This window comes from Elizabethkingia sp. YR214 (assembly GCF_003058195.1).
Classification (GTDB): Bacteria; Bacteroidota; Bacteroidia; order Flavobacteriales; family Weeksellaceae; genus Elizabethkingia.
The window spans coordinates 404,054-429,754 of sequence record NZ_QBUH01000005.1; the positions used below are offsets into that span (position 1 = coordinate 404,054).

Annotated in this window: 25 protein-coding genes; 10 read left to right on the forward strand and 15 right to left on the reverse strand. The window is 36.3% G+C overall.

Features of this window, described 5'->3' with window-relative positions; translation table 11 throughout:
* Positions 1-14: 14 nt before the first annotated feature.
* The gene (locus C8J95_RS12570) at positions 15-1,100 is read right to left on the reverse strand and encodes a BT_3928 family protein (RefSeq protein WP_107808642.1); all 1,086 of its coding nucleotides are present in this window, start codon (positions 1,098-1,100) and stop codon (positions 15-17) included.
* Positions 1,101-1,146: 46 nt separating this feature from the next.
* The gene (locus C8J95_RS12575) at positions 1,147-1,683 is read right to left on the reverse strand and encodes a DUF1599 domain-containing protein (protein ID WP_057267707.1); all 537 of its coding nucleotides are present in this window, start codon (positions 1,681-1,683) and stop codon (positions 1,147-1,149) included.
* Positions 1,684-1,736: 53 nt separating this feature from the next.
* Here C8J95_RS12575 and folP point away from each other — a divergent pair, with 53 nt between their 5' ends.
* Positions 1,737-2,597, forward strand: coding sequence for a dihydropteroate synthase (gene folP / locus C8J95_RS12580; protein ID WP_107808643.1), 861 nt, complete (start codon positions 1,737-1,739; stop codon positions 2,595-2,597).
* Between the two features lie 80 nt (positions 2,598-2,677).
* On the opposite strand, the gene C8J95_RS12585 is transcribed toward folP, so the two are convergent.
* Positions 2,678-3,148, reverse strand: a complete 471-nt coding sequence (locus C8J95_RS12585) for an Lrp/AsnC family transcriptional regulator (protein ID WP_107808644.1) — start codon at positions 3,146-3,148, stop codon at positions 2,678-2,680.
* A 129-nt stretch (positions 3,149-3,277) separates the two neighbouring features.
* On the opposite strand from C8J95_RS12585, the gene C8J95_RS12590 reads away from it, so the two are divergent.
* Positions 3,278-4,198, forward strand: a complete 921-nt coding sequence (locus C8J95_RS12590) for a DMT family transporter (RefSeq protein WP_107808645.1) — start codon at positions 3,278-3,280, stop codon at positions 4,196-4,198.
* A 31-nt stretch (positions 4,199-4,229) separates the two neighbouring features.
* Here the strand turns inward: C8J95_RS12590 and C8J95_RS12595 are convergent, their stop codons facing one another.
* Positions 4,230-5,033, reverse strand: a complete 804-nt coding sequence (locus C8J95_RS12595; RefSeq protein ID WP_255412801.1) for a hypothetical protein — start codon at positions 5,031-5,033, stop codon at positions 4,230-4,232.
* A gap of 257 nt (positions 5,034-5,290) precedes the next feature.
* Here C8J95_RS12595 and C8J95_RS12600 point away from each other — a divergent pair, with 257 nt between their 5' ends.
* From C8J95_RS12600 to C8J95_RS12610, 3 genes are all read left to right on the forward strand, one after another.
* Complete coding sequence (locus C8J95_RS12600) at positions 5,291-5,719, forward strand: GNAT family N-acetyltransferase (RefSeq protein ID WP_107808646.1); 429 nt, start codon at positions 5,291-5,293, stop codon at positions 5,717-5,719.
* 120 nt (positions 5,720-5,839) lie between these two features.
* On the forward strand, positions 5,840-6,538 hold the full coding sequence (locus tag C8J95_RS12605) for a VIT family protein (protein WP_107808647.1): 699 nt from the start codon (positions 5,840-5,842) through the stop codon (positions 6,536-6,538).
* 18 nt (positions 6,539-6,556) lie between these two features.
* Entirely contained in the window at positions 6,557-6,973 is a 417-nt protein-coding gene (locus tag C8J95_RS12610; protein ID WP_107808648.1) for an EamA family transporter, read from the forward strand.
* Here C8J95_RS12610 and C8J95_RS12615 read toward each other — a convergent pair whose 3' ends face one another.
* The 8 genes from C8J95_RS12615 to prfB form a co-directional block, all read right to left on the reverse strand.
* Positions 6,974-7,207, reverse strand: a complete 234-nt coding sequence (locus C8J95_RS12615; protein ID WP_078404363.1) for a hypothetical protein — start codon at positions 7,205-7,207, stop codon at positions 6,974-6,976.
* A 19-nt stretch (positions 7,208-7,226) separates the two neighbouring features.
* Complete coding sequence (locus C8J95_RS12620; RefSeq protein ID WP_107808649.1) at positions 7,227-9,032, reverse strand: cytochrome-c peroxidase; 1,806 nt, start codon at positions 9,030-9,032, stop codon at positions 7,227-7,229.
* A gap of 63 nt (positions 9,033-9,095) precedes the next feature.
* Positions 9,096-10,574, reverse strand: coding sequence for a hypothetical protein (locus C8J95_RS12625; protein WP_107808650.1), 1,479 nt, complete (start codon positions 10,572-10,574; stop codon positions 9,096-9,098).
* Positions 10,575-10,744: 170 nt separating this feature from the next.
* Positions 10,745-11,428 (reverse strand): ATP-dependent Clp endopeptidase proteolytic subunit ClpP, encoded by a 684-nt coding sequence (clpP, locus tag C8J95_RS12630; protein WP_009091431.1) that lies wholly within the window; start codon positions 11,426-11,428, stop codon positions 10,745-10,747.
* Positions 11,429-11,498: 70 nt separating this feature from the next.
* Positions 11,499-13,418 carry a DNA primase gene (gene dnaG, locus C8J95_RS12635; RefSeq protein ID WP_107808651.1) on the reverse strand — a complete coding sequence of 640 codons (1,920 nt, stop codon included), beginning with the start codon at positions 13,416-13,418 and terminating at the stop codon, positions 11,499-11,501.
* 95 nt (positions 13,419-13,513) lie between these two features.
* A complete protein-coding gene (locus C8J95_RS12640) occupies positions 13,514-14,191 on the reverse strand; it encodes a DedA family protein (protein WP_059322655.1) in 678 nt (225 codons plus the stop codon).
* 93 nt (positions 14,192-14,284) lie between these two features.
* On the reverse strand, positions 14,285-14,761 hold the full coding sequence (locus C8J95_RS12645; protein ID WP_107808652.1) for a cupin domain-containing protein: 477 nt from the start codon (positions 14,759-14,761) through the stop codon (positions 14,285-14,287).
* 9 nt (positions 14,762-14,770) lie between these two features.
* Complete coding sequence (prfB, locus tag C8J95_RS12650) at positions 14,771-15,880, reverse strand: peptide chain release factor 2 (protein ID WP_107808653.1); 1,110 nt, start codon at positions 15,878-15,880, stop codon at positions 14,771-14,773.
* 177 nt (positions 15,881-16,057) lie between these two features.
* Here prfB and C8J95_RS12655 point away from each other — a divergent pair, with 177 nt between their 5' ends.
* The gene (locus C8J95_RS12655; RefSeq protein WP_107808654.1) at positions 16,058-16,624 is read left to right on the forward strand and encodes a Crp/Fnr family transcriptional regulator; all 567 of its coding nucleotides are present in this window, start codon (positions 16,058-16,060) and stop codon (positions 16,622-16,624) included.
* Positions 16,625-16,798: 174 nt separating this feature from the next.
* Here the strand turns inward: C8J95_RS12655 and C8J95_RS12660 are convergent, their stop codons facing one another.
* Complete coding sequence (locus tag C8J95_RS12660; RefSeq protein ID WP_107808655.1) at positions 16,799-18,142, reverse strand: AAA family ATPase; 1,344 nt, start codon at positions 18,140-18,142, stop codon at positions 16,799-16,801.
* 98 nt (positions 18,143-18,240) lie between these two features.
* Between C8J95_RS12660 and C8J95_RS12665 the strand changes: the two genes are divergently transcribed.
* The 3 genes from C8J95_RS12665 (at position 18,241) to alaS (ending at position 22,801) form a co-directional block, all read left to right on the forward strand.
* Positions 18,241-19,131 (forward strand): ABC transporter ATP-binding protein, encoded by an 891-nt coding sequence (locus C8J95_RS12665; RefSeq protein ID WP_107808656.1) that lies wholly within the window; start codon positions 18,241-18,243, stop codon positions 19,129-19,131.
* 4 nt (positions 19,132-19,135) lie between these two features.
* Positions 19,136-19,984 (forward strand): ABC transporter permease, encoded by an 849-nt coding sequence (locus C8J95_RS12670; RefSeq protein WP_107808657.1) that lies wholly within the window; start codon positions 19,136-19,138, stop codon positions 19,982-19,984.
* A 213-nt stretch (positions 19,985-20,197) separates the two neighbouring features.
* Positions 20,198-22,801, forward strand: coding sequence for an alanine--tRNA ligase (gene alaS / locus C8J95_RS12675; protein WP_107808658.1), 2,604 nt, complete (start codon positions 20,198-20,200; stop codon positions 22,799-22,801).
* A 67-nt stretch (positions 22,802-22,868) separates the two neighbouring features.
* Here the strand turns inward: alaS and C8J95_RS12680 are convergent, their stop codons facing one another.
* Together C8J95_RS12680 and C8J95_RS12685 are read right to left on the reverse strand one after the other, a co-directional pair.
* Entirely contained in the window at positions 22,869-23,582 is a 714-nt protein-coding gene (locus C8J95_RS12680; RefSeq protein WP_107808659.1) for a 3-ketoacyl-ACP reductase, read from the reverse strand.
* Between the two features lie 73 nt (positions 23,583-23,655).
* Positions 23,656-24,150, reverse strand: a complete 495-nt coding sequence (locus C8J95_RS12685) for a thermonuclease family protein (RefSeq protein ID WP_255412803.1) — start codon at positions 24,148-24,150, stop codon at positions 23,656-23,658.
* Between the two features lie 102 nt (positions 24,151-24,252).
* Between C8J95_RS12685 and C8J95_RS12690 the strand changes: the two genes are divergently transcribed.
* The gene (locus tag C8J95_RS12690; RefSeq protein WP_107808661.1) at positions 24,253-25,590 is read left to right on the forward strand and encodes a carboxylesterase family protein; all 1,338 of its coding nucleotides are present in this window, start codon (positions 24,253-24,255) and stop codon (positions 25,588-25,590) included.
* Positions 25,591-25,701: the final 111 nt, after the last annotated feature.

A 25,701-nucleotide genomic window follows, 5' to 3' on the forward strand; every position in this document is an offset into this window, starting at 1 on the left:
CTGATTCAGTATTCTTAATTATTAAAATAGTCTTTCGCTTCTTGTTTGAAAACAATTTTTCCATTTTCAAGAATCAATACAAATGGATTACTTCTCGCTATGGTTTTTATAGCTGTCCCATCCATTGTACCATGTGGTACTTTGGTAAAAGTATTCTCCTGTGTGGAAACCGCATATGCTTTGGATTTTTTGCTTAACAAGCCATTTTCAATTTTGCTAATCAGTTCCTTAGAAAGTTTTTCGGGCTTGTAAGTAAAGATCATTACGATCCTCGGCTCATTAAGAATCTGATCTGTAACGTCCTGTCCGTCCGCATCTGTAATTTTAAAATTCTTAATTGTAGAATCGTAACCTTGCTTTTTTAATTTCTCCTTAGTCTTATCAGACTCTATCTGCCAGGTTTCGTCTTTCCAGATGTTGGTAGAAAGGTAATCGTTCTGCGACATCGTTTTTTTCTCCCCTGTCTTAGTATTCTTCAGGGTATAGAAAACTTCATATTCAGAAGGATTGGCTTCTATTTTTGCTTTTTCAGCTTTCAGATCTGTATCGATTTTATAATCCCTGAAATCTATGTAAGGTTCTCCTAAGATCCCTTTCAGTACAATAACCGTAAGGAAAATACAGCTTAGCAAGAACAATGTCATCCTTGGGAAACCACTTTTCAGGAAATGTACTTTGTTGCTTTCATCGTTCTTATACATTACAAGCAGAATAGCAATAAGTACTAACAACACCATATCTTTAGCAAAGGATGTCCACGGAGTCATCTTCAATGCATCACCAAAACATCCACAATCTGTTACCACATTGAAATATGCAGAATAAAAAGTAAGGAATGCAAAGAATATACAGATGGCCAAAAGTGAGCGCAATGTGCGCTTGATTCTTATTTTCAGTAAGAGCAGAACTCCTAATAAAAATTCTACCGTAACCACCAATATAGCAATTGGTAATGCCAGTTTTTCCAGAAAAGGAATATTAAATACCGAAGGCGAAAAATACTCTTCCAGCTTGAAAGAGAATCCTACGGGGTCAACTGCTTTTACAAAGCCTGATATAATAAATACAATTGCTACAAAAACTCTGATAAATCTTCTCATCTTATACAATATATAGTGTTTGGTAAATCAATTTTGCGTTTTGCTATTAATCTGTCATTTTAATCAGACAGAAAACGGCATAGTTCAGCATATCAAAATAGTTGGCATCTAAGCCTTCAGAAACTAAGGTCTTTCCTTTGTTGTCTTCAATCTGTTTTGTTCTCAGTACTTTTTGGTAGATTAAATCGGTAATTGAAGAAATACGCATCTCGCGCCACGCTTCTCCGTAATCATGATTTTTACGCAGCATAAGCTCTTTGGCTTCGTTGGCATAATGATCATATAGCTTCAGAATCTGTTCCTGATCATCGTCCAATGATTCGGCAAGTCCTTTTTCCAGCTGAATTAATCCTATAATAGAATAGTTAACAATAGCGATGAATTCTCCTTTTTCATCTTCATCCACCATTTTTACAGTGGTCATTTGCAGGGTACGGATACGGTTTACTTTTATATAAATCTGATCTGTAATAGAGCTTGGACGGAGTACTCTCCATGCTGCTCCGTAATCGTGCATTTTTTTGCTAAATAAATCTCTGCACCCGGAAATTATTTCATCAAACTGTATTGCTGTATTTTGCATAAATTAGCGTTCTAATGCCAAAGATACAAATTTAGCCTAAAGCGAAAAAGCTGATGAACACTTATAAAAAACAACTTTCTGTAAATCATAATTTTAGTATCAACTGCCGCGGAAAATTAGTTTCCCTTGAAAAACCATTAATCATGGGAATTCTGAATCTCACTCCCGATTCGTTTTCCGATGGCGGACGTTTTAGTCAGGAAAAGGCTGCCCTGGAACATGTAGAAAAAATGATTTCGGAAGGTGCTACTATCATCGATATCGGCCCTCAGTCTACCAATCCTAATTCTAAACAGATTGATGCTAAGGAAGAAATGGAACGCTTAGGCAAAGTAGTCTCATCACTGAAAAAAGAGTTTCCGGAGACGCTGATATCTGTTGATACTTTCTATGCTGAAACTGTAAAATATGCAGCGGATGAAGGAATGGATATCATCAATGATATTTCAGGCGGGCAATTTGATTCCGAAATGTTTAAAACCGTTGCCGAAACCGGTTTACCTTATATTCTGATGCACATTAATCCTGAATTCGGACAAATGCATGATAAAATACAATACAAGGATATTACACTCAGTATTAATCAGTTTTTCTCTGAAAAAGTTCGGGAGCTTACAGAACTAAGGGTACATGATATTATATTGGATCCCGGATTTGGATTCGGAAAGACAATAGAAGATCAGTATAAAATGACTGAAGAAGCTGAATATTTTGGATTCGGAAGACTTCCTCTTCTAATTGGTATTTCCAGAAAGTCCTTTATCTACAAATCTTTAGGCAAATCACCTTTGGAAATCGTAGAAGAAACTCAAAAGCTACACCTAAAATTGCTACACAAGGGAGCAAAAATCCTGCGGGTGCACGATGTTGCTGAAACTAAAAAAACAGTTGATCTTTTCCTGAACAATTATTAATTTAACTGTTGTTATGTATTGTTAAATTGGTTAATCGTTGAATTGTTTACTCTACATTTCGTACTTCTAACCTCTAATTTCTATTTTCCCGGAATAGGTATCTGTAAACCATTTTTTACGGTATGCATATTGACAAACGTTTTAAAACGTTTGATATTGGTATTGCTAAAGAATAACTGCCTTGTCAGCAATTCATATTCCTGCATTGTATTGACAACCATTACCAATACGAAATCTACTTCACCGGTTACATAATAGCATTGCTGGATCTGAGGTACCTTGCTAAAGGTTCTCTTAATATCGTCTATAAATTCAATTTTATCAGTGTCCAGTTCTACTTCTACAAATAATAGAATTTGTGCTCCTACTTTTTCTGGATCGATCACGGAAATATCCGACGTAATAATTTTATTTTCACGCATCCGCTTAATACGTCGTTGTACAGCAGCAGCTGAAAGTCCTATTCTATCACCAATATCCCGTTGCGACGTCTGGTTATCTTTCTGTAAAATATCCAGAATCTGTAAATCGAATTTATCCAAATCTTCCATAAGCAGGTTTAATATGAAACAAAATTGCAAATAAGTGGTTAAAATTAAAGAAAAAACACATGAGTTTTGAAGTAATTTCGCACAATAAATATCAAAAACTAATTCTTATTCTTAATCCTTCACAACGACATGAGAAGTACAAACACCAAAGGCTTTCTTTTAGCACTTATTGCCGCTTCATTATGGGGAGTATCCGGCACTTTCGGACAATTTTTATTTCAGCAAAGAGGGGTCAGTGTGGAATGGATGATTACAGTCCGCATGCTGATATCAGGCATTATTCTATTGCTTATCGGGGCTTTTGGTAAAAACCCCGACTTATTGGCCGTATGGAAGAATAAAAAAGATGCTCTGAAACTGGTATTATTCGGAATTACAGGTATGCTAATGGTTCAGTATACTTATTTTGCTGCTATTAAACATTCCAATGCTGCTACAGCTACAGTATTACAATATGCCGGACCGGTAATTATTGCGGTTTATCTTGCTATTAAAAATAGGAAAATCCCCAGATTTATTGATTTTGTAGCCATTGCTTTTGCAGTTCTTGGTACTTTTATATTAGTTACCCATGGCGATATGGGAAGGCTGAATATTTCATCTACCGCATTATTCTTTGGTATAGCTTCGGCTTTTGCTCTTGCTATTTACACACTGCAACCTATAGCCCTGCTTAACAAATATAATTCGGCGGTAATCATTGGTTGGGGAATGCTGATTGGTGGTATTGCTTTCTCATTTGTAAAGGCACCGTGGCAGGCCGAAGGACATTGGGATACACAATCCTATCTTTATACAGCCTTCATCGTAATATTCGGAACATTAATTCCTTTCTATTTTTATCTGACAGCTGTTCAGCTTATTGGCGGGCAAAAAAGCAGTCTTCTGGCATCCGGCGAACCTTTGTCAGCAACAATTATTGCTGTAATGTGGTTACATGTACCTTTTACGTACATCGACTGGATCGGAAGTTTACTCATTATATCTACAATATTCCTGCTAAGCTACGAAACCAAAAAAGAAAAAAGCCTGCGTCTGTCGGGTACCTGATCCTCTATAAGCTTCAGGTTTTGGTCAAAACTTATTCACACTTTGCTACGAATACTGATCCGGGAAGAGGTTTAAATTCTGGAACTGTTTTATTCTCAGATTTTATTTTGTCAAACTTCATTAAAACATCGGTATAATGAAAGTCATCACTTTTATAATTTAAGCTTTTGGCTGGTGTATAAGGATTGACATAGACATTACGTACCGGATCATATTTGTATTGAGATATATCTATTTTTTCGGACATATCATCATTAGTATTGTAAGCATAATTGACAAGTTTAAAATCTACATTATAAGCCATATCAAATGATTCTTCTAAAAACTGAAGCTCTTTTTCATTTTTAAAGAATTCTTTTATATTCTGCTTTTTAACAATTCCACCATCCGCATCGGATAAAGATTTTAACCCTTCTTTTTTTATCTCAAACCTGAATGGATTATAAAAAAGACTCGGACTCATATATTGCACAATAAAATCGTTATATCCTGCTGTCTGGAAGTGCTGCATTATGTTTGGCACGTCCATCTGAGAAGGATTTTCTGATTTCGTCTGATCTATAAAAGTCAAAATTTCGGGAAGCTCTTTGGAGCGATGTACATAAGGATAGTCAAAACAGTTTGCTTCTTTATTAAAAAGACGCTTCATTTTATTTGGAAAGGCACCAATATAAATGTCATTAGAAGGATCATTTCCGGAAACCATTAACCGCATTTCACCTTTAATATCCGGATTTTTTCTGGCATAAAGATAAAACGATGCATCAGGATTTTTAGGTGTTAGTGTGATTATATTTTTATCAGTGCTCCATTTTCCCTTTATCAGTGTACCCATAGCAACAACAAGGAATGTACTGTCTTTTTTGAGAATAAAAGAAACACCGCCCTTATTATAAACGCCCTCAATATCTGTATTTTTATATTAAGCAGATGTCAATACACTTGATATCAAAAGTAATATAACATATAACCTTGCCATAGTTTTCATACACTTGCTTTTATTGATTAAATATATGTTTTTTATTATGTTCCGGATGCAAAAAGCATATCTTTATTCAGCATAAAATCTAACCTTTAACTAAAATACTTTTTATGAAGATCGAAACCAGTTCAGTAATTACAGAGAATCATGATGAAATCATAACCGGCTTTCTAAATCAGTACAATCAGGAGCGTGCTGTTTCTTTTGAAGATGAAATTAATGAAGATGTCGAAATTGTAATCTATGATAACGGAAAGGTTGTTGGCGGAATCATTGGCCGTTCTTTGTGGGGCACATTAGAAATAAAACGCCTGGCTGTTCACCCGGACTACAGACACAAAGGTATAGGATCTAAACTGATATCTGCAGCAGAAACAGAGGCCAAAAGAAGAAAATGCAATTACCTGAGCTTAAATACATTTTCATATCAGGCTCCGGAATTTTATGAAAGATTAGGCTTTATAAAGATTGGAACCGAACAGGATTTCCCACGTGGGTTTTCCCGTTATTTTTATCAAAAGAAAATTATCTTTATTTAGGCGAGTTAAAAATTTTATTTCCTAAAGAAAATCAGTCATTCACACTCCTTATTAGGCAGATTATTACCTAAATTTACGTAAATATCAAAATTCTTATTTCTCAAATACTATTTACAAAAAATGACACATCATCATTTAGAAAAACATTATGTAAATCGTGTAGGATGGCTAAGAGCGGCTGTTCTTGGGGCTAATGACGGTATTCTGTCCACAACCAGCATCACAATTGGTGTGGCTGCTGCTACGCCTTCCAGAGAAGCAATTATACTGGCTGCACTGGCAGGTCTTGTTGCTGGTGCAATGTCAATGGCTGCGGGAGAATATGTATCGGTAAGCTCTCAGGCCGATACAGAAAAAGCTGATTTGGAAAGGGAAGCTAAAGAATTGGAACGTATTCCTGAAATAGAGCTAAAAGAACTGGCTAAAATATATGAAAGCCGTGGTCTAAACCCTGAACTGGCTCTAAAGGTCGCTGAAGAATTAACTCAGCACGATGCTTTAGAAGCTCATGCCCGTGACGAATTAGGTATTAACGAGATTACAACAGCAAGACCTTTGCAGGCTGCAGCTTCCTCATTTGCGTCGTTTACCGTAGGGGCAATATTACCGTTTCTGGTGGCTATATTTGCACCTATCCCTCAAATGCTTTATTATGAATATGGCTTTTCCATTATATTTCTTATGATTCTTGGTGCCGTCGCTGCTAAAGCCGGAGGTTCTAAAATAAGTACTGCGGTGATAAGAATTTGTTTCTGGGGTACTGCTGCTATGGCACTAACTGCACTAGTCGGCTATTTATTCGGAGTCAATGCTTCTTAAACTAAATATTAATTTGTGATGTGGTGGATCTATGCACTTCTCTCTGCTTTATTTGCTTCTCTTACAGCAATATTTGCCAAAATAGGTGTTTCTAATATAAATTCTAACCTTGCTACTGCAATTCGTACAGTGGTTGTACTGGTTATGATATGGGGAATTGTTATTTTCCGTGGGGAGACAAAAGGAATAGTCAGTCTCTCGAAAACCAATATTATATTTTTAGCAATATCCGGAATAGCAACCGGATTATCCTGGATATTCTATTTTAAAGCTTTACAAATGGGAGACGTATCTAAAGTAGCTCCTATAGACAAATTAAGTATAGCTCTCACTATTATATTGGCTGCTGTATTTCTGCGCGAATCTATAGACACCAAAACAGCAATTGGTGCAGGATTAATTATTGCCGGAACAATTGTTTTATTACTAAAGTAATTAGTTCTGTGATAACTTCTCAGCGAATGTTTTATTGAAGACTTCTTTATCTTCTTTCAACTGCTCTATTGTTTGTGGCAATATATAAGTCGTTACAACCTTTTCATCCTTGTCCAGAAAGATAATCTGCTTCTCTTCTCCATCTATCATTTTCTCGAAAACGTCCCACATAGAAGCATCCTGTAGCTTCAGTAATTCAAAAAACTCCTCGGTTCTTATCTGAATATTTTTCATGCTGCAAAAATAAAAAAGCTTATTGATCTGTCAAAGCTCCCATGAAGGATATAATTTTATTTTTTTCTTCCGGTGTAAGATTCAACTGATCTTCGGGCAATGTTTGATTATCTAACTTGAAACCAAAACCTTTTCCGCCTCCCTGATTGTAAAAATCCATTACATCCATTAGTGTAGGATAGCCACCATTGTGCATATAAGGCCCTGTTTGTGTAATATTACGCAGCGTAGGAGTTTTAAAAGCAAATTGCAACTGTCCAATAGTTTCATGAAAGCGACCACGACCCAAATCTGAATCCAGTTTTTTATTTTTACTATTTTCTGCAACACCTAATACTTCAGATTCCGTTTTAGAAAATTCCGGAGGTACTGTACCGTTAAAAAGCGGAATAAAATGACAGGTGGCACACTTCCCCTTTCCAACAAATAAGTTAAAACCTTCTTTCTCTGCTTTCGTTAATGTTTCTTTTCCTCGAAATTGTTGATCGAATCTGGAATTAAATACAGACAGAGAACGAATATAACTTGCCAAAGCATTTTTCACCTGCCAATCTTCAATTGCTTTTTCTTTTTTATATACTCTTTGAAACTCTTCTGTATAAAACTTATCTTTATTAAGCTTTACAACAATATCTTTCAGATTTCCGTGCATTTCTTCTTTATTTGAAATTACGTCTACACTTTGCCCTTCAAGATCTTCCCTGCGCATATCCCAAAATTGTCCGTGTTGGAAATTGGCATAATTAAGTGAGGGAGCATTTCTTAATAAAGGATTTCCTGCCAAAGATGCTGACTTAGGCAATCCATCTGTAAAAGCTTTTTCGGGTAAATGACAGGAGACACAAGCTCTTTGATTATTTCCTGATAATCTTTTTTCATAAAAAAGTTTTTCACCAAGGTTTGCTTTAGCATCAGTTAGTTTATAATCCTGTCCCGGAACAAATGCATCTGCATTAAAGGCATTCTGAGCAAAAATTGTCGGAGCTATATCTTTCACTACTTTTCCCACTTCTACATTAGGAATTTTATCCGCATTTTTCAGCTCAAATAGCTTTTCAGAAATTGTATTCAGATGCTGGGTAATGAATGTTAAATAATCGAATTGGTTTCTATTAGAACCAGATTTTTTAATAAAAGATTTCGCTTGGATAATGGCTACATGTAAAGCTTTTAATTCTTTTTTAGATTGAATATTCTTCTCCAGTATTTTCAATGCAGATTCTACCCCATTCAGGGAATATATAACTTCAGTAATTGCTTTTCCGGAAACAGGCGTATCAAATCCGGTGACACCAAGTGTTGTAATTCTGAATATTTCAGAACGAAGCGCATCGAAAGTTTGCGAAAGGTTAATCTGATTGACATCGAAATAAGTCTCGATTGCTGTAGATTTATTTTGTAGTTTTTTTAGATATCTCAAGACCTGCTCTCTATTTTCTTCTTCATATTGGGGATAAAAATATTCTTCAAGAACCTGCAATCCTTCGGCTTCCAGAATTGTATTTTCTTCAATTTCCACCTCATCCAGTGCAGGCCCGTTTACGAATCGCTCTGTATGTGGCTGAAAATAAGCAACAGCCCATTCCATTTTTTTATATTCAGCCCGAAGATCATCAAACTGCTTTTGTAGAACACCTGCATTTATATTACCCCTTTGTACTTCTGTTATCAACTGTTGTATTTTCTGTTGAAAGCTGAGATTGGTTACCAAAATATATTTCTGAACACTTCCTAAATGTTCAGAAACAGGTTCTGGATTATTTTTTTTACAGGCAAATATGACTAGTAATAACAAGATTGATAGTGAGTATAAAAGCTTTTTCATGGAAAAATATAAAATTGCCTGAAACACCGTATAAATGCTTCAGGCAAAAAGTAAAATAAAAAATTATCGTTGTACGTTGCGGATAAGAACAATTTGTCCTCCTTCCTTATTATTATTCACCCCGGCTCCATCTGCATTAACAAATTTGGAACTTTGCCATGTATGTGAGTGAATGTTAACCGCAAAGGTATTTGGTATACCAATAACATCTGAAACATCTACCATAGCACCAAACTCCCAAGATCCAAACTTCTGTAAGTTTCCAGATTGATTGTAAGCTGTCTGCCATGCACTGTTATTCCTATCATGTTTCATGTTTAACCAAGGCTTATATGTTTTGGACGCAATACTGTACTGCCAGATATACGAATCGTGTGCAGCTGCTTTGTAATAAGAGTCTCCGTCTTCCTGGATGTAAACATAATTTTCTGTTACACAAAGATTATCAGGATTGATTAGATTTCTACCCGGATCTGAATCTCCTTCTGCAACTACTTCTAGCTTACCTGTCAGCATATTATTAGAATTAAGCACAAGTTTGTAAACTCTCCCCCACATAGTGAATCCTTCTGTTGGCATTGAACCATCAGCAGACTGACCTGTGGCTGTAAAGTAAATCTCGCGTCCATTACCTTTACCTTTTCTGTAGTCTACATCTTCAACACGGGAAAAACGAATTGCCTGATTATCTATATTTTTTTGGTTAATCTCTTTACCTGTTAGGTTTTTAGCATTCGGAATTTCAACAAACTCTACATCGTATGAGCTTCCTTTTTTAATATTAGTCTCTGTATAATCATTATCTTTTCTTTTTAATGAATATAGTTTTCCGTTATCTAAATCGCCTTGTCTGTCTGCAACATACATTATCAGCTGCCCGGCGGACTGATGTTTTGTATCATAACTTTGATCTTCACCTATTACTATATATGATTTTCCATTAGATACATCGGAAGGTAATGGCACCGCATTTTCCATAGAAGCTTTACCTAAAGCGGGCTTGACTCTGGACTTATCAGATTTTTGTCCTGCACTACCTAAAGGATTGATCGCATGTACCATACTTTCCTCTCCAGATTCACCCGCTGTTAAAAACGCACTAAATCCGTGTTCCTGAGGTGTTGCAAGAGTTGCAGAACACAATCTTGTAATTCCTCCGATTCCATCTACTATATATTCGCCTTTTACAGGTTTGAAAGTTTTATCCAAATAAACTCTGGAAACCGATTGAGTGATTTCGTGGTTGGTAATCATAATATACCCTTCTCCTGTAGGATCTTTCATAATCCCCATTCCATCTGGTTGTCCGGCGAAAACGAAATCAGGAGTGTCCTTTAACACATCCGAACTTGAGATTAGTGTAGTAATATTAAGATTTTCAAATCCCGACATTGGATAAACAAATGCAGGTTCTTTGGAAAAATTCTCGAGTTTAATATTCGGATTTATTTGCTCACTAGGCTTGTCATTATCATTATTACAGCTAGATAATGCAAATGAAACAGCCGCTAAACCGAATAAGATTGTTTTTGTTCCTTTCATTTTTATTTATTTTTATTTCCGGACAAAAATATCTTTCCATTGTGAACTGAATTTTAACAAAATATTATAATATATTAAAAAAAGCTTAATTATATTGATTATAAATAAAAGAAGGCGTAAAACCCATAGATTTTACGCCTTCCTTCTAAACAAATATGCTACGAAAAAAATTATTTTTCTTCTTTACGCTGTAATACCTCGTCTACCATACCGAAGCTTTTTGCTTCTTCGGAAGTCATCCAGTAATCTCTGTCGGAAGATTTCTCTACCCATTCGTAAGTCTGACCTGAGTGGTGAGCGATAATATCGTATAATTCTGTTTTTAATTTCAACATTTCACGAAGGTTGATTTCCATATCGGAAGCCACCCCTTGAGCACCTCCGCTTGGCTGGTGAATCATAACTCTTGAATGCTTAAGAGCAGAACGCTTACCTTTTTCTCCGGCTACTAATAATACAGCACCCATAGACGCTGCCATACCTGTACAGATTGTAGCAACATCTGGTTTAATAATCTGCATTGTATCATATATTCCTAATCCGGCATATACACTACCTCCGGGAGAGTTGATATAGATCTGAATATCTTTAGCTGGATCAGCACTTTCCAGGAATAATAGCTGAGCCGTTACAATGTTGGCAACCTGATCATCGATTCCTGTTCCAAGGAAGATAATTCTGTCCATCATCAAACGGGAAAAAACGTCCATTTGCGCTACATTTAGACGACGCTCCTCCATAATGTATGGCGTTAAATTGGTTGGACCATATATACCCATATACTGATCAGCAGCAAGACCATTCACTCCAAGGTGTTTTACTGCGTAATCTCTAAATTCTTTTTTAATATCCATTGAATTAATTTTTCTATTGTGTTACTAATTTTGTTCCAAACGAATATACGGACATTCTGGCAGAAATTAATTACAATATCCTGTATAATACTTTGTCCAGCTCCATTTTAAGTCTGGTGAGTTTTACAATTGTGGCATAATACTGTACATCGTTACCCGGGTCCTCCTGCACTTTTACTTGTAACTCCTTTATAATCTTCAGTATATACTCCCGTTTGTGACGGAGAATAATATCCTGAACCATCTTTTCCACAACATCTTCTTCCGAACTAAAGTAAATATTGAACTTATTCCAGTCGCTTAACTGGTAAGGATCGATCAGTGCATCAGCAACCTTCTGATTCACCTCTTCGTCCATCAGGCTGAAGAAAAACTGCCCCGAACGCAACTCACTTTTTTCAGCACCTTTGCGGATTTCATCTACAATCTTCTGATGCAGAGGAATCTGAATTTCATAAGAATCTTCATCAAAGTGATTTAAAATCTCCTGAATAACAGAAGATTTTACCATGCCCTCTTCTTTCTTCCTTACAATTTCTTTATCACCATACTTCAGCATAAGCTCAACCAGCTTTTCCTCCAATAGCAGCAACGGATTAATAGTTTCAATCTGAGAGATCTCCACCTTCTCTAATTTTGGCTGAATTTGCGGTGCTTTCGGTTTTTCCTGATGCTGTATTCCGGTTTTCTGAACCTGAAGTTCGTTGAACAAGTTTTGTTCGGAAACATGTAATAATTTGGATGCCTGTTGTATAAATATCTCCTGCTGAAGGTTGTTCGGAACAAAAGCTATACTCTTTACAACTTCTTTTATCAGATCTGCTCTTTTAAAGGGATCATCTCCGGCATCTTTCTGAAGAACATCAATTTTAAAGTGAATAAAATCTACAGCATGTTCAGCGATATAGCTTTTCACATATTCCTGTGGAAAAGCTTTGGCAAAACTATCCGGGTCGTGTCCATCCGGAAACAGCATTACCTTGATATTCATACCATCTTCCAAAAGCAAATCGATACTTCTGAATGAGGCTTTAATTCCGGCAGCATCACCATCGAACAGGATTGTTACATTAGGCGTCAACCTTTTGATCAGTTTGATCTGCTCTTTTGTTAAAGCAGTACCACTACTGGCTACAACATTTTCTATTCCTGCCTGATGCAGTGAAATAACATCCATATAACCTTCCACAAGAAGGCAGTGATTTTCTTTAGAAATTGCTTGTTTAGACTGGGCAATTCCGTAAAGTACATTGGATTTATGATAAATCTCTGTCTCGGGTGAGTTGAGATATTTGGCTGTTTTTACATTACTTTTCAGAATTCTGGCACCGAAGCCCAGTACCCTTCCTGAGAAGCTAAGAATAGGGAAGATTACACGTTCGCGGAAACGATCGATTCCGTCAGGTGCATTTTCCGGAAAAATAGATAATCCGGACTTCTCCAGAAGATCTTTATCATAGCCCTTTTCTTTAGTAGATTTGGTAAAGGCATTTTTAAGTTCTGGTGAGTATCCCAACTGGAACTTTTTCAGAATCTCATCATTCAGCCCTCTTTCTCTGAAATATGATAAACCAATATTCTGTCCTTCTTCAGTATCATACAACTGCTCCTGAAAGAAGTTATTGGCAACCTCATGGATTTTATATAAAAGCTCCCGTTGATTACGGGATTCCTTTTCGGCTTCCGAAATCTCCTGAATATCCTCTTCTATTTCGATACCATATTTCTTAGCCAGATGGCGTAATGCTTCAGGATAGGTAAAGTTCTCTATTTCCATAAGAAAAGACACTGCAGTCCCCCCTTTCCCAGAACTAAAGTCTTTCCAGATTTGCTTACTTGGCGATACCACAAAAGAAGGCGACTTTTCATCATGAAAAGGACTTAGCCCCTTGAAGTTTCCACCAGCACGTTTTAGCTGTACATATTCACCAACCACTTCTTCCACTCTTACAGCCGAGAAAATTTTATCTATTGTGGTTTTCGAAATCATACTAAGTTTTTAAAAAGTAAAAATATTAATTTATTTATTTAAGAAAAAAAGAGATTGCTAAAAGCAATCTCAATCTATCTGTATATCAGGGGAAATTAATTAGACCCTTCTATTTCTTTTTTCTTATCTCCACCTGCAAGTAATTTGATAAGAACAGGAGCTGTAGTAATAATCACAATAATGATAATAATCCACTCCAAATGTCTTTTCAAATCTATTCCAAACTGAACCTGGAAGAACTTATCCAGATAATGTCCGGCATATACTAAAGAGAATGACCAAAGTACACCTCCAATTACATTATATACCAGAAAACGTCCTTTATCCATTTTTACGATCCCTGCAACAATAGGTGCAAAGGTTCTTACAACCGGAAGAAATCTAGCCATAATAACAGCTACTTTACCGTGATCTTCAAAGAAGTCATGTGCCTTGAACAAATATTTTTTCTTGAAAATCCAGGTATCTTTTCTTTCGTATAACATTGGTCCACTTTTGTAACCAAACCAATAACCAATCATATTACCAACAATAGCAGCAATAGCTATTAACGATGCTAGAATTGTAGTGTCTATAAAATCACTTCCTGTAGATCCGAAACTCTCGGATATAATCTTCGTTGCATATATACCAGAAACGAATAGCAAACTATCTCCTGGTAAGAAGAAACCTACAAATAAACCGGTTTCAGCAAAAATAATAAACAACACAATCCACAACCCTCCGTTTGTAATATAAAAATCGGGGTTAAGCAGGTCTTTCCAACTTTCCATTCAGTAGTTTTATATGATTGACAAATATAAATAAAATTAAAAAATTCTAATGACAGAATCTATTTAATCTTTTGTTAAAATTCCACCCGTACTTTATTTCGCTTCCAGAAGTATCGCCAGCTGGATGCAGTTTCCGTTCGATCGATTACTCCATGCATGATTCGTGCCACGTTGAATGACAATATCTCCGGGCTTCAGCAAAGTTTCTCCTTCTTCCAAAATCAAATATATTTCACCGGAAAGAATAACAATATAATCCAGTGTTTTCGTCTCGTGCATTAATGGATGTGGCTGACCTTCTTTCACCTCTATTCCCAATTCTTTATCCGGCGGAATACTTACATACCTAAAGTAAGTACCATTTGTAGGGACTTTTGGGATAGGTGTGTTCTCTATAACAAGAGTTTTCTCTAGGTCTACCGGGAAAGTATCTGTTGACCAGATATCTGAAAGCACAAGGCCTTTAATATCTTCATTTATATTGGTTACAACACTATCTTCTGCAATTACAGACTTTCCATCTTTAATGCCTGTAACGACTCTTCTTGGGATTTTAGGAATTTCTGACATTTTTTTTCTTTAAAATATATCTTCTTCTGCAGAGCTCTGTCCTTCATTCATTAAGAAGGCCTTTAGAAATGGAGTAATATTACCGTTCATAACACCATCTACATCGGATGTCTCGTAAGCAGAACGTACATCTTTCACTAGTTTATACGGATGCATTACATAGTTACGAATCTGGCTTCCCCACTCAATCTTCATTTTATTAGCCTCTATCTCGTTACGGGCTTTCATACGCTCTTCTAATTCGATTTCGTATAGTCTGGATCTTAGGAGCTGCATTGCCTTTTCTTTGTTTTGTAACTGCGAACGGCTTTCGGAGTTTTCGATAATAATTCCGGTTGGAGCATGTCGTAGACGTACAGCTGTTTCTACCTTGTTTACGTTCTGTCCGCCGGCACCACTGGCACGCATTGTTTCAAACGAAATATCAGCCGGATTAATATTAATTTCAATAGTATCGTCTACCAAAGGATATACATATACAGAAACAAAGCTGGTATGTCTCTTGGCATTAGAATCAAAAGGAGAAATACGTACCAATCGGTGCACTCCATTCTCCCCTTTCAGATAACCAAAAGCATAATCTCCGTCTATTTCCAGCGTTACTGTTTTTACTCCTGCAACATCACCTCCCTGATAGTTGAGTTCTTTTACCTTGAATCCTTGTTTTTCAGCCCACATTACATACATCCGCATTAGCATACTTGCCCAATCACAGCTTTCTGTTCCACCGGCGCCTGCTGTAATCTGAACTACAGCTGACAATTCATCACCTTCATTGGATAGCATATTTCGGAATTCCAGTTCTTCAATTTTTTCAACCAGCTGAGGAAAAGCCTCATCTAATTCTTTTTCGCTTTCAGGATCTTCTTTTGCAAACTCTTGCAGAACTAATAAATCTTCAAATGTACTTCTGATTTCATCATAACTTTCTACCCATCTCTTTTTTCCACGAAGTTGCTTCAAAAAGACTTCCGCTTCTTTAGGGTCATTCCAAAATTCAGGAGCAGCAGTTTTCTCATCTTCATTAACAATTTCTATCCGCTTTTTTTCAATCTGTAGATATTTATATAGATCATCGATGCGTTTTAGGACATCTTTTGTTTGCTCATTATTTATCATTCCGCAAAGATAAAACTTCGGCAACGAATGCTAAGAATAATTTAATATTTAACAAATAATTCTGATTTTTCAAAAAAACCGCTATATTTACTACTATAGTAGACATTCTACATGTATCCAACACACAAATACAAATAAATAAAACCACATTTTTTAAACAAACACACAACAGATTTGATGGAAAAAATAAGAGAATTGTTTGATGATATTATCAAGCTAACTGATGCTGAATTTAATTACTACCTACAGAAAATATCCAGTAAAGATTATAAGAAAGGTGATATTATAACACCTAAAGGAAGTGTAGAACGTTATGCCTACTACATTGAGAAAGGCATTGTAAGGCGTTTTATTGAAAGAGGTGAAGCCGAGGCTACCTTCTATTTTGCTTTCGAACAAGACTTTGTTTCTGCTTATGATTCTTTCATTACTCAGACTCCGTGTAGATACTCATTACAGGCACTGGAAGACACCAGCCTTTTGAGAATATCGTGGCATGATGTTCAGGATCTCTACCAAAGATCTGCAAAATGGGATAAAATCGGACGTGTACTGAATGAGCAGGCCTATGTGGAAAGGTCTGACAGAGAGTTTTCTTTGTTAACAACATCTCCACAGGAGCGATATGAAAGCCTGTTCAAACAAAATCCGGAGGTCATCAAAAGAATTCCGTTAAAGTATATTGCATCTTATATCGGAGTGACACCACAGGCTTTAAGCAGGATTAGAAGGCGGATTTCTTAACCCCAATTCATTTCCTTTGTTAAAAAAAATCTATATTTTTGCCTTGGTTTTTGACTTTAAGAATTAAACCTTTCTCAAATCTCAAACTCACAAATGAAAAAAAAGCACCTAGGCTTTGAGAAAAAATTTATTGCCTGATTAATTCAGGCAATATTTTCTTCAGTTGATTTTATGTTAATCTTCATCATCCTGATTAAATCCTATTTTTCTTATAGGCTCTTCCTTAATGCGATAATGATCCAACTCTTCACTTAATTTCTGGATACGTAACGGAAATTCTGTAGACAGATTCTGATTAAACTCTGAAATGAAAACGGCACACTGATTCAGATACTCAGGAGTAAGCTTGGCTAAAGACTCGCTTAAAGCAGCATTAATTATTTTTTCAGAAATCATAACATTCTGCCCCTGCAAACGCATATACTCGGCATGTAATCTTTTTTTTATTCCCTGAGTAAAATCAATCATCATGGTATTAGAGAATAGCTTCATTTTCTCAGCAACTCCTTCCCAGAAAGGTTTTTTATCCGCTTGGTTATCTCTCATAATTTTCAGAAGCGGAGAACTTTCTACCAAATCCTTCATCATATGGTAAAGGATTAATTGCGCCCTCTCATCTTCATTAGGCGGAAAAACAGGAATGAGCAGATCAAATCTCCCCGGTGCCAGTATTTCTTCATCAAATCCAGCAAGAGCATCTGTAGATCCTACAAATAAAGCTTCATCTTTCAGGTTATTTTGTATGGCGTGCAGAATGGCATTTTTAACTTCCAAAGCCTCGGGTGTTAATACAACATCAGGAGTCTTTTCCAATGCAACATCTTCAAAATGCTCCATGAATAATAATGTTTTTGGCTTTTTCATTTTACCAAAAAGAAAGTCTTTAAACTTCCTCATTTTTCCATCATTATAGCGCACCGAAAGATAATCGTTCCTTACTTCTACGAAATCATAACCAATCATTTCGGCTATTTTTTTAGCCCAGAAAATCTTACCACTACCAGGAGGCCCGTACAATATTATTCCCGCAGGTTTTGCAATACCCCAATTTTCAAGCTGATTTGGGTTAATAAACGGTTCTATAATATCTGTAACATAAAAGAACAGATCTCTGTATCCTATAAAATTATGTTGCGTAAGCGGCGTTTGTTTGCCAAAATAATTATAAATAAAGTTATAATCTCCACCCAGCTTGTTGTCTATACCATAACTGGAAACACTTGTTTTGTAGCCATTAGCCTCAAACAAATTTGGGCATTCTTTTTTCAATACTTCATCTACCTGTTCTACAGGTTTCTTGATACGTTGCGCAATCTCTTCAGATGTTTTCTCAGCACGAATATCTTCAGCATATTTCTTCAGAAAATCTGCATTCTCTTCTGCAAACTGTACAAAGTTATCTTTAAGATTCAGCTGTCCATCCATTACATCCTCTACTCCCAGATCAAAGTCCTGTATAAACTGTTTTATACTCTCCTTAGAAATTGTAAGATCATTTGTAAGCTCTGCTAGTTTCATCCGTTTTGAAATTTTAATTCAAGATACAACTATTTCATTAGAATTCTTCCCGATTGTAACATTTATGATTTTTTAACTACTATTAAATAAAACTAAAAATGGAAAAAGTTTTATCCGTCAGGAATCTTACAAAGAAATTTAAAAGAACGGTTGTAAACAATATTTCGTTTGATGTTGAACAAGGAAATGTCTACGGGCTTCTTGGACCCAATGGAAGTGGAAAATCAACAACATTCGGAATGCTTCTCACAACTATTAACCCAACTTCAGGAGAATGGTACTGGTTTGGTAAAAAAGGAACAACCACAGAAACCTTGAAAAAGATAGGGGCAATTATTGAACAGCCGAACTTCTATCCTTACCTGAGTGCTGCTAAAAATCTGAAAATTGTTGCTGAAATAAAAGGAACACCATATTCAGAAATTGACAAAGTACTTTCTACTGTAGGTCTTCTCGAAAGAAAAGATGATCCTTTCAGAACTTTTTCTCTGGGGATGAAGCAGCGCCTGGCAATAGCTTCCGCATTGCTAAACAATCCGCAGGTATTAATCCTGGATGAACCAACTAACGGATTGGATCCGGAAGGGATTATTCAGATCCGGAATATCATTTCTGATATTGCAAAAAAAGGCATTACCATTATTATCGCCAGTCATCTTTTGGATGAAATAGAAAAAATATGCAGTCATGTAATTGTTCTAAAAGAAGGTAATGCAATATACAGTGGTAGTGTAGACGGAATGACGAATTCTAAAGGTTACTTTGAACTGAAAGCGGACAATAATGATCTACTCCTTAAAGTACTTGAAGAACTTGACCTGTTCTCGAACTTAAAGCAAAACGGAGAGGTCATCATTGCCAATATTCATGAAGATTTATCAGCTTCAGAACTCAACAGAAAAATTACTGAAAAAGGGATCTATCTGTCTCATCTTGCCAAGAAGAAACAATCTCTTGAAGCCCAATTCCTGGAACTTGTAAAAAAATAACCCGATGAAAAGATTAATTGCAATAGAATACTATAAGAACCTTACTTACAGGCCATTCAAAATATTTACAACTCTATATTTTATTATACTAATAGCCCTACTATTTATCGGGCTTATCGATATAAAATTTTCAGAAGGTTTTCAGATCAACTTAAAAGATCAGGGAATTTATAATTTCCCGGAAATATGGAACTTCACAACCTGGATTGTTGCGCTCCTAAAGATATTTCTGGGGCTTATTATTGTTTTTTCCATCTGTCAGGAATTCACAAACCGGATGTTTAAACAAAATACAATTGACGGACTTAGCAGAGAAGAATTTATAGGTTCAAAACTGCTTACAATTTTTATATTCACATTTATATCAACTCTCATAGTATTTGGTATTACACTGGCTATAGGACTTTCCTACTCGGAGTCTACACAATCGGATTTAATTTTCAAGGAAATATTCTTCATAGGTCACTATTTCCTGAAGTTGTTCACCTTCTTTAGCTTTCTTATGTTTCTTTCCATTCTGTTAAGAAAATCCATCTTCGTATTGCTTGCCTCTTTTATGTGGTGGATTGCCGAGGCTATTTTTGGAGGTATTGAAAGCTATTCCAAATTCAAAGGATTGAATAATGAGCAGGCAGCAAATGTAATGCACGATTCATTTTTCATTTCAAAAATTCTTCCGCTGGAAAGTATGTCTCAGCTGATTCCTAATCCGGTGATGAGATTAAAAGCCATGAAAATATTTGGCGTTCCATATAAATTTGAATACCCTACCGAAAGTGTAATTGCCTGCATTTTCTGGTGTGTACTATTCGTTTATGGCTCCTATTATATTTTGAAGAAAAGAGACTGGTAAATCCATCTTGGCTGATTTTATATCAGCATAAATCAATAGCAAATAAAAAAGGAACTTTCCCCGAAATACAAAGGAGAAAGTTCCTTTTTTATTTGCCCGAAACAGTATATCATTCTGTTTATTCAACACTTTATTAATATTAGTTTTTTATATCATGATATACAGTACATCACTTTCTTTTAAAATCATTATTTTTGCACATCAAATTTTCATATGACTTCACAAGAAATACGCCAAAGGTTCTTAGATTTTTTTAAAGAAAAAGGACACCAGATCGTCCCTTCCGCACCAATTGTGCTAAAGGATGATCCCACACTGATGTTTTCCAATTCGGGGATGACGCAATTCAAAGATTTTTTCTTAGGCTACAAAGAGCCTTCAAGTCTCAGAATTGCCGATACACAAAAATGTCTTCGTGTTTCCGGAAAACACAATGACCTGGACGATGTAGGCCGCGATACCTACCATCACACAATGTTCGAAATGCTAGGCAACTGGTCTTTCGGTGACTATTTCAAAAAAGAAGCAATAGCCTGGGCGTGGGAGCTTCTTACAGAAGTATATAAGATTTCTAAAGACGATTTGTATGTAACCATATTCGAAGGTGATGCTTCCGAGAATCTGGAAAGAGATCAGGATGCTTATAATTACTGGAAAGAATATGTTGATGAATCCAGAATCATCAATGGTAACAAAAAAGACAACTTCTGGGAAATGGGTGATACTGGACCATGTGGACCTTGTTCCGAAATCCACGTAGATATCCGTAGCGCCGAGGAGAAAGCAAAAATATCCGGAAGAGAATTAGTCAATCAGGATCATCCACAGGTGGTCGAAGTATGGAATCTTGTATTTATGGAATTCCTGAGAAAAGCAGATAAATCTCTGGAAAAACTTCCAAAACAAAATGTGGATACAGGTATGGGCTTCGAGCGTCTTTGTATGGCATTACAAGGAAAAGAATCCAACTACGATACAGATGTATTCACACCGCTAATCTCTAAAGTAGAGGAAATTTCCGGTAAAAAATATACTGGTATTCTCGAAGATGAAAAAGATATTGCTATTCGTGTAGTAGTAGATCATATCCGTGCTGTAGCATTTGCAATTGCAGATGGACAGTTGCCTTCTAACGGAGGTGCCGGATATGTTATCCGAAGAATTTTAAGACGTGCTATTTCTTACGCATACAGATTCTTGGACATGAAAGAGGCTTTCCTTTACAAGCTTGTTGCTGTTCTAAAGGATCAGATGGGATCTTTCTTCCCGGAAATTGTAAAGCAGGAGAAACTGGTTACCGAAGTAATTAAGGAAGAAGAAAACTCGTTCCTGAAAACTATTGAACATGGATTGGTAAGACTGGATGCTATTATCCAGGCAACTATAAAAAATAACGAGAAAAACCTTCCGGGTGAACAAGTATTCGAATTATATGATACTTTCGGATTCCCGGCTGACCTTTCCCGCATTATTGCTGAAGAAAAAGGGCTAAGCATAGATGAAGCTGGTTTTGAAGAGGAAATGAACAAGCAAAAACAACGTTCAAAACAATCCTCAGCTTCTAAAACCTATGACTGGGTTATTTTGGAAGAAAAATCTGAAAACTTTGTAGGTTATGATCTTACCGAAAACGAAGTAAAAATTACCCGTTACAGAAAGATTGAAAATAAAGACGGAGAATTTTATCAGATTGTACTGGATGAGACTCCGTTCTATGCAGAAGGAGGTGGCCAGGTTGGAGATAAAGGAATCTTAGAAAATGCTACGGAGAGCATTGAAATTCTGGATACCAAAAAAGAAAACAACCTTAATATTTCTTTAATCCCTACTCTGCCACAGGATGTAGAAGCTACTTTTACAGCAAAAGTTGATATTTCCAAAAGAAAGGATACCGAAAACAACCACTCTGCTACTCACCTTTTACATGAAGCTTTAAGAAGTATATTAGGAACTCACGTAGAGCAAAAAGGTTCGTTTGTAGGACCAGATTATTTACGTTTCGACTTCTCTCATTTCAGCAAAATGACAGAAGAAGAATGGGCTGCTGTAGAGCAACAGGTAAATGAAAAGATCAGAGCTAATATAGCACTTCAGGAATATAGAAACATTCCGATTCAGGAAGCTATGGACAAAGGTGCTATGGCTTTATTTGGTGAGAAATACGGTGATAATGTCCGCATGATAGAATTTGGAACATCCAAAGAATTGTGTGGAGGAACTCACGTAAAAAATACCGGAGAAATAGGTCTGTTCAAAATAGAATCCGAAGGTTCGGCTGCAGCCGGAATCCGAAGAATTGAAGCTATTACAGGATCTAAAGCAAGAGAATATTTCGAAACATTAGAAAAAAACTACCAGGAAATTGCACAATTCCTGAAGTCCAAAGATGTTTTAAGATCTGTTCAAAAACTGGTAGAAGAAAACCAAGCTTTAAAATCAGAAATTGAAAGCTTTAAAGCCGAAAAAGCGAAACAAGAAGCTTTACAATGGAAAAATGAATATCAGGATAAAGGTGATAAAAAGCTATTGGTAAAGAAAACTTCAATGGATGCTGGTTCTGTTAAAGATATTGTTTTCCAATTGAAGAAAGAAATTCCGGGGTCATTGACTATTATCCTGTCCAACGCAGGTGATAAACCAATGATTACAATTGGAGTTTCCGACGATCTTACCCAGACTTATCAGGCCGGAACTTTGATTAAAGATCTTGCTAAAGAAATCCAGGGCGGCGGCGGCGGTGCACCAGCATTTGCTACAGCCGGAGGTAAAAACCTTGACGGACTGGAAAAAGCTTTTGAAAAAGCACAACAGTTATAACAACATCGTTTATACATAAAAAAAGCTACCTGAATCAGGTAGCTTTTTTATTTTGTCAAATAATATTTTAAGGATTTGTGGAGAAAATAGAACCATTAGCTATTAGCGCTCTTCTGTTCATTTTCAGGATATCTCTAACCCACTCTGCAAAGTCTTCCGGTTGCAATACTTTATCAGGATTACCATCTGTTAAACCTGCTCCGATACTCATATCCGATGCTATTGTACTTGGTGTAAGAGTAATCACGCGGATATTTTGTTTTCTCCATTCTGCCATCATCGACTGGGAAAGTGATATTACTGCTGCTTTAGAAGCTGCATAAGCAGACATTCCGCCGCCACCTTTCAATCCTGCTGTAGAAGCAACATTTACGATATCTCCCTGACCATTTTCTTTCATAAACGGATATACCGCTTTTGAAGCATAATACACACCAAAAAGATTGGTTTTAATTACTTGTTCCCATACATCAGAAGACATATCTTCTAACGTTCCCATATTTCCGATTCCGGCATTGTTTATCAGGATATCTACACTTCCTAACTCACTAGCAAGATCTGCAATACCTTTTTGTACCTCAGCTTCCTGATCTACATTGAATACTGCATAACCCGATTTCACTCCCAGCTGCTCTAATTCGGCTACTGTATTCTTTAAATTTTCTTCATTTCTTCCGGTAATTGCAACGTTTGCTCCTTCATTAGCCAGTGCTAAAGCAACTGCCTTACCTAATCCTTTACCACCACCTGTTACAATGGCGTTTTTTCCCTTTAGATCCATTATGTTATTTTTTATCTGTGTATACAAATTTACAAAAAGCATAGGAGACTTATGTTTACCAAACATTAAATCCTTAGCCTCCGAAACTGTTACTATTCTGTTTTACCTTATTTCTCTGTTGCTTTCTGTACTCCCATGGAGCTATAGCATGAACATCCTGCCACAATCCCAGTTTCTGATTTTTAGCGACTTCCTGTAAATCACCCAATGATTTATCCTTTGAATAACTATAGTACCACCAGCCTAATCCGGCCTTAATAAGTTCTGCAGAGAGATATTTTCCATTATCATAATATACCTTAGCTATTGATCTTCCATAGCGGTCCGTATCTGATTCTACGTAAGTAATACTTTTTCCGAAAATTTCTGAAGAAGTAAATTTCTTTGCATTCTTACCAAAAGGCTGCCTGCTCTCCGGGCAGTCTACCTCTGCCAGCCTCAATGCTTTTTGTACGTTACCCTTTAAAAGAACCACAACAGTATCCCCATCCTTAATCCCTACTACCCTTGCTACTGTCTGTGCAGACAATAAAACAGGAAATAATAATAGTGCTATTATTTTTTTCATGGCCGCAAAGATACGCATATACAATACGAATTAGTTTCTTTTACCATCGCTGGTTATTTGAAATTTGTCCGTATTTTTAATCATCAAAAAAACACAGTATTTATGCTTTTGGAAGATTACACTTTCAGTATTGGTTCAGAAAAGATTAAAATTCAGGAAGTAAACGGAGTTTTTAAAGCAAAAAATATCCGGTATGCCAAATCAAAACGCTATCAGCTTCCAATACCTGTAAGCATTATTGAAGCATTAGCCTCGGTACCTGTACTGACTCCGGTCTGTCCTCAGCATCAAAGCGAAATGTTGGAAAGGTTGATTGAACCGACCCGTGTTGAAGATTTTTTGGTTGAAGAATCTCCACAATATCTTTCTGTTACATTTCCAAAAGATATTTCGCCAGAAGAGCATATTCCAGTTATTGTCTGGATACATGGTGGATCTTATGAAATAGGATGCGGAAACCTTCCTACTTCCGATCCATCAGTGTGGATAAAGGAACAACGTATTATTGTTGTTTCAGTTTCCTATCGCTTAGGTCTGTTCGGTTTTTTGGGAGGCTATGATGAAAGACCTGCTAATCTGGGATTATTTGATATTATTGAAGCATTGAAATGGATTAAAACCAACATTTCAGCATTCGGAGGAAACCCCGAAAGCATTACCCTTCTAGGACAATCTTCCGGGGGAGATGCCGTTACTCACCTTATGATTGCTGAGGGTGCAGAAAACCTGTTTAAAAGAGCTATTATCCAAAGTGCTCCTTTAGGACTTCGTGAAAAACGACAAAAGATGTCAGAAGAATTCTCTATAAAAACCATTCCCATTAAAGATGATGAAGATTTTATGAAGATGGTTGATGAATATTCCAAATTTCGCCCTTCACTATTAAAATACGGATTGAAAGCTGCGATGCCTTTTGCACTGCAATACGGCTTCCCACCTATGGCTCCGGAGAATAAGATTCGCAAATTATGGAAAGATAATGCTACAAAATATGACGTCCTTATAGGTATAAATGATGAAGAAACTGCATTCTATCTAAGAACTTCCGGAGCATTACAGAAATACACAGAAAAGGGCTTCGGAAAAAGAATATTGGACAAAACAATACGCCTTACGACCGAAAAGATTTACGGAAAACCAGCTGCAGAATTTGCTTCGGCTTATGCCAAAGCAGGCGGTAATGTGTATTTATTCCGGATCTTTTCCAAATTGGAAAGCAACAAAATAGGTGCAGCACACTGTTTAGATCTTCCTTTGTTATTTGGTAACGAAAAAGCATGGAAAAATGCGGAATTGCTAAAAGGTATTCCATGGGCAGAGGTGGATAAAGTAGGAAAAAAAATAAGGGCTATATGGGCAGAATTTGCCAGAAATGGTTCCGTATCAGAAAATGCTGACAAACCAGAATCTTTAAAAATATCACATATAAGTGATAAATAATTTATTTTAGCTTAAACTCTTTATCAGTAAGCATTACAGAACATCCACTTTAACAAAAATTTAAATTTTGTTTGTATTTTCTGTAACTTTCTTACACATAGCTTTGTCATA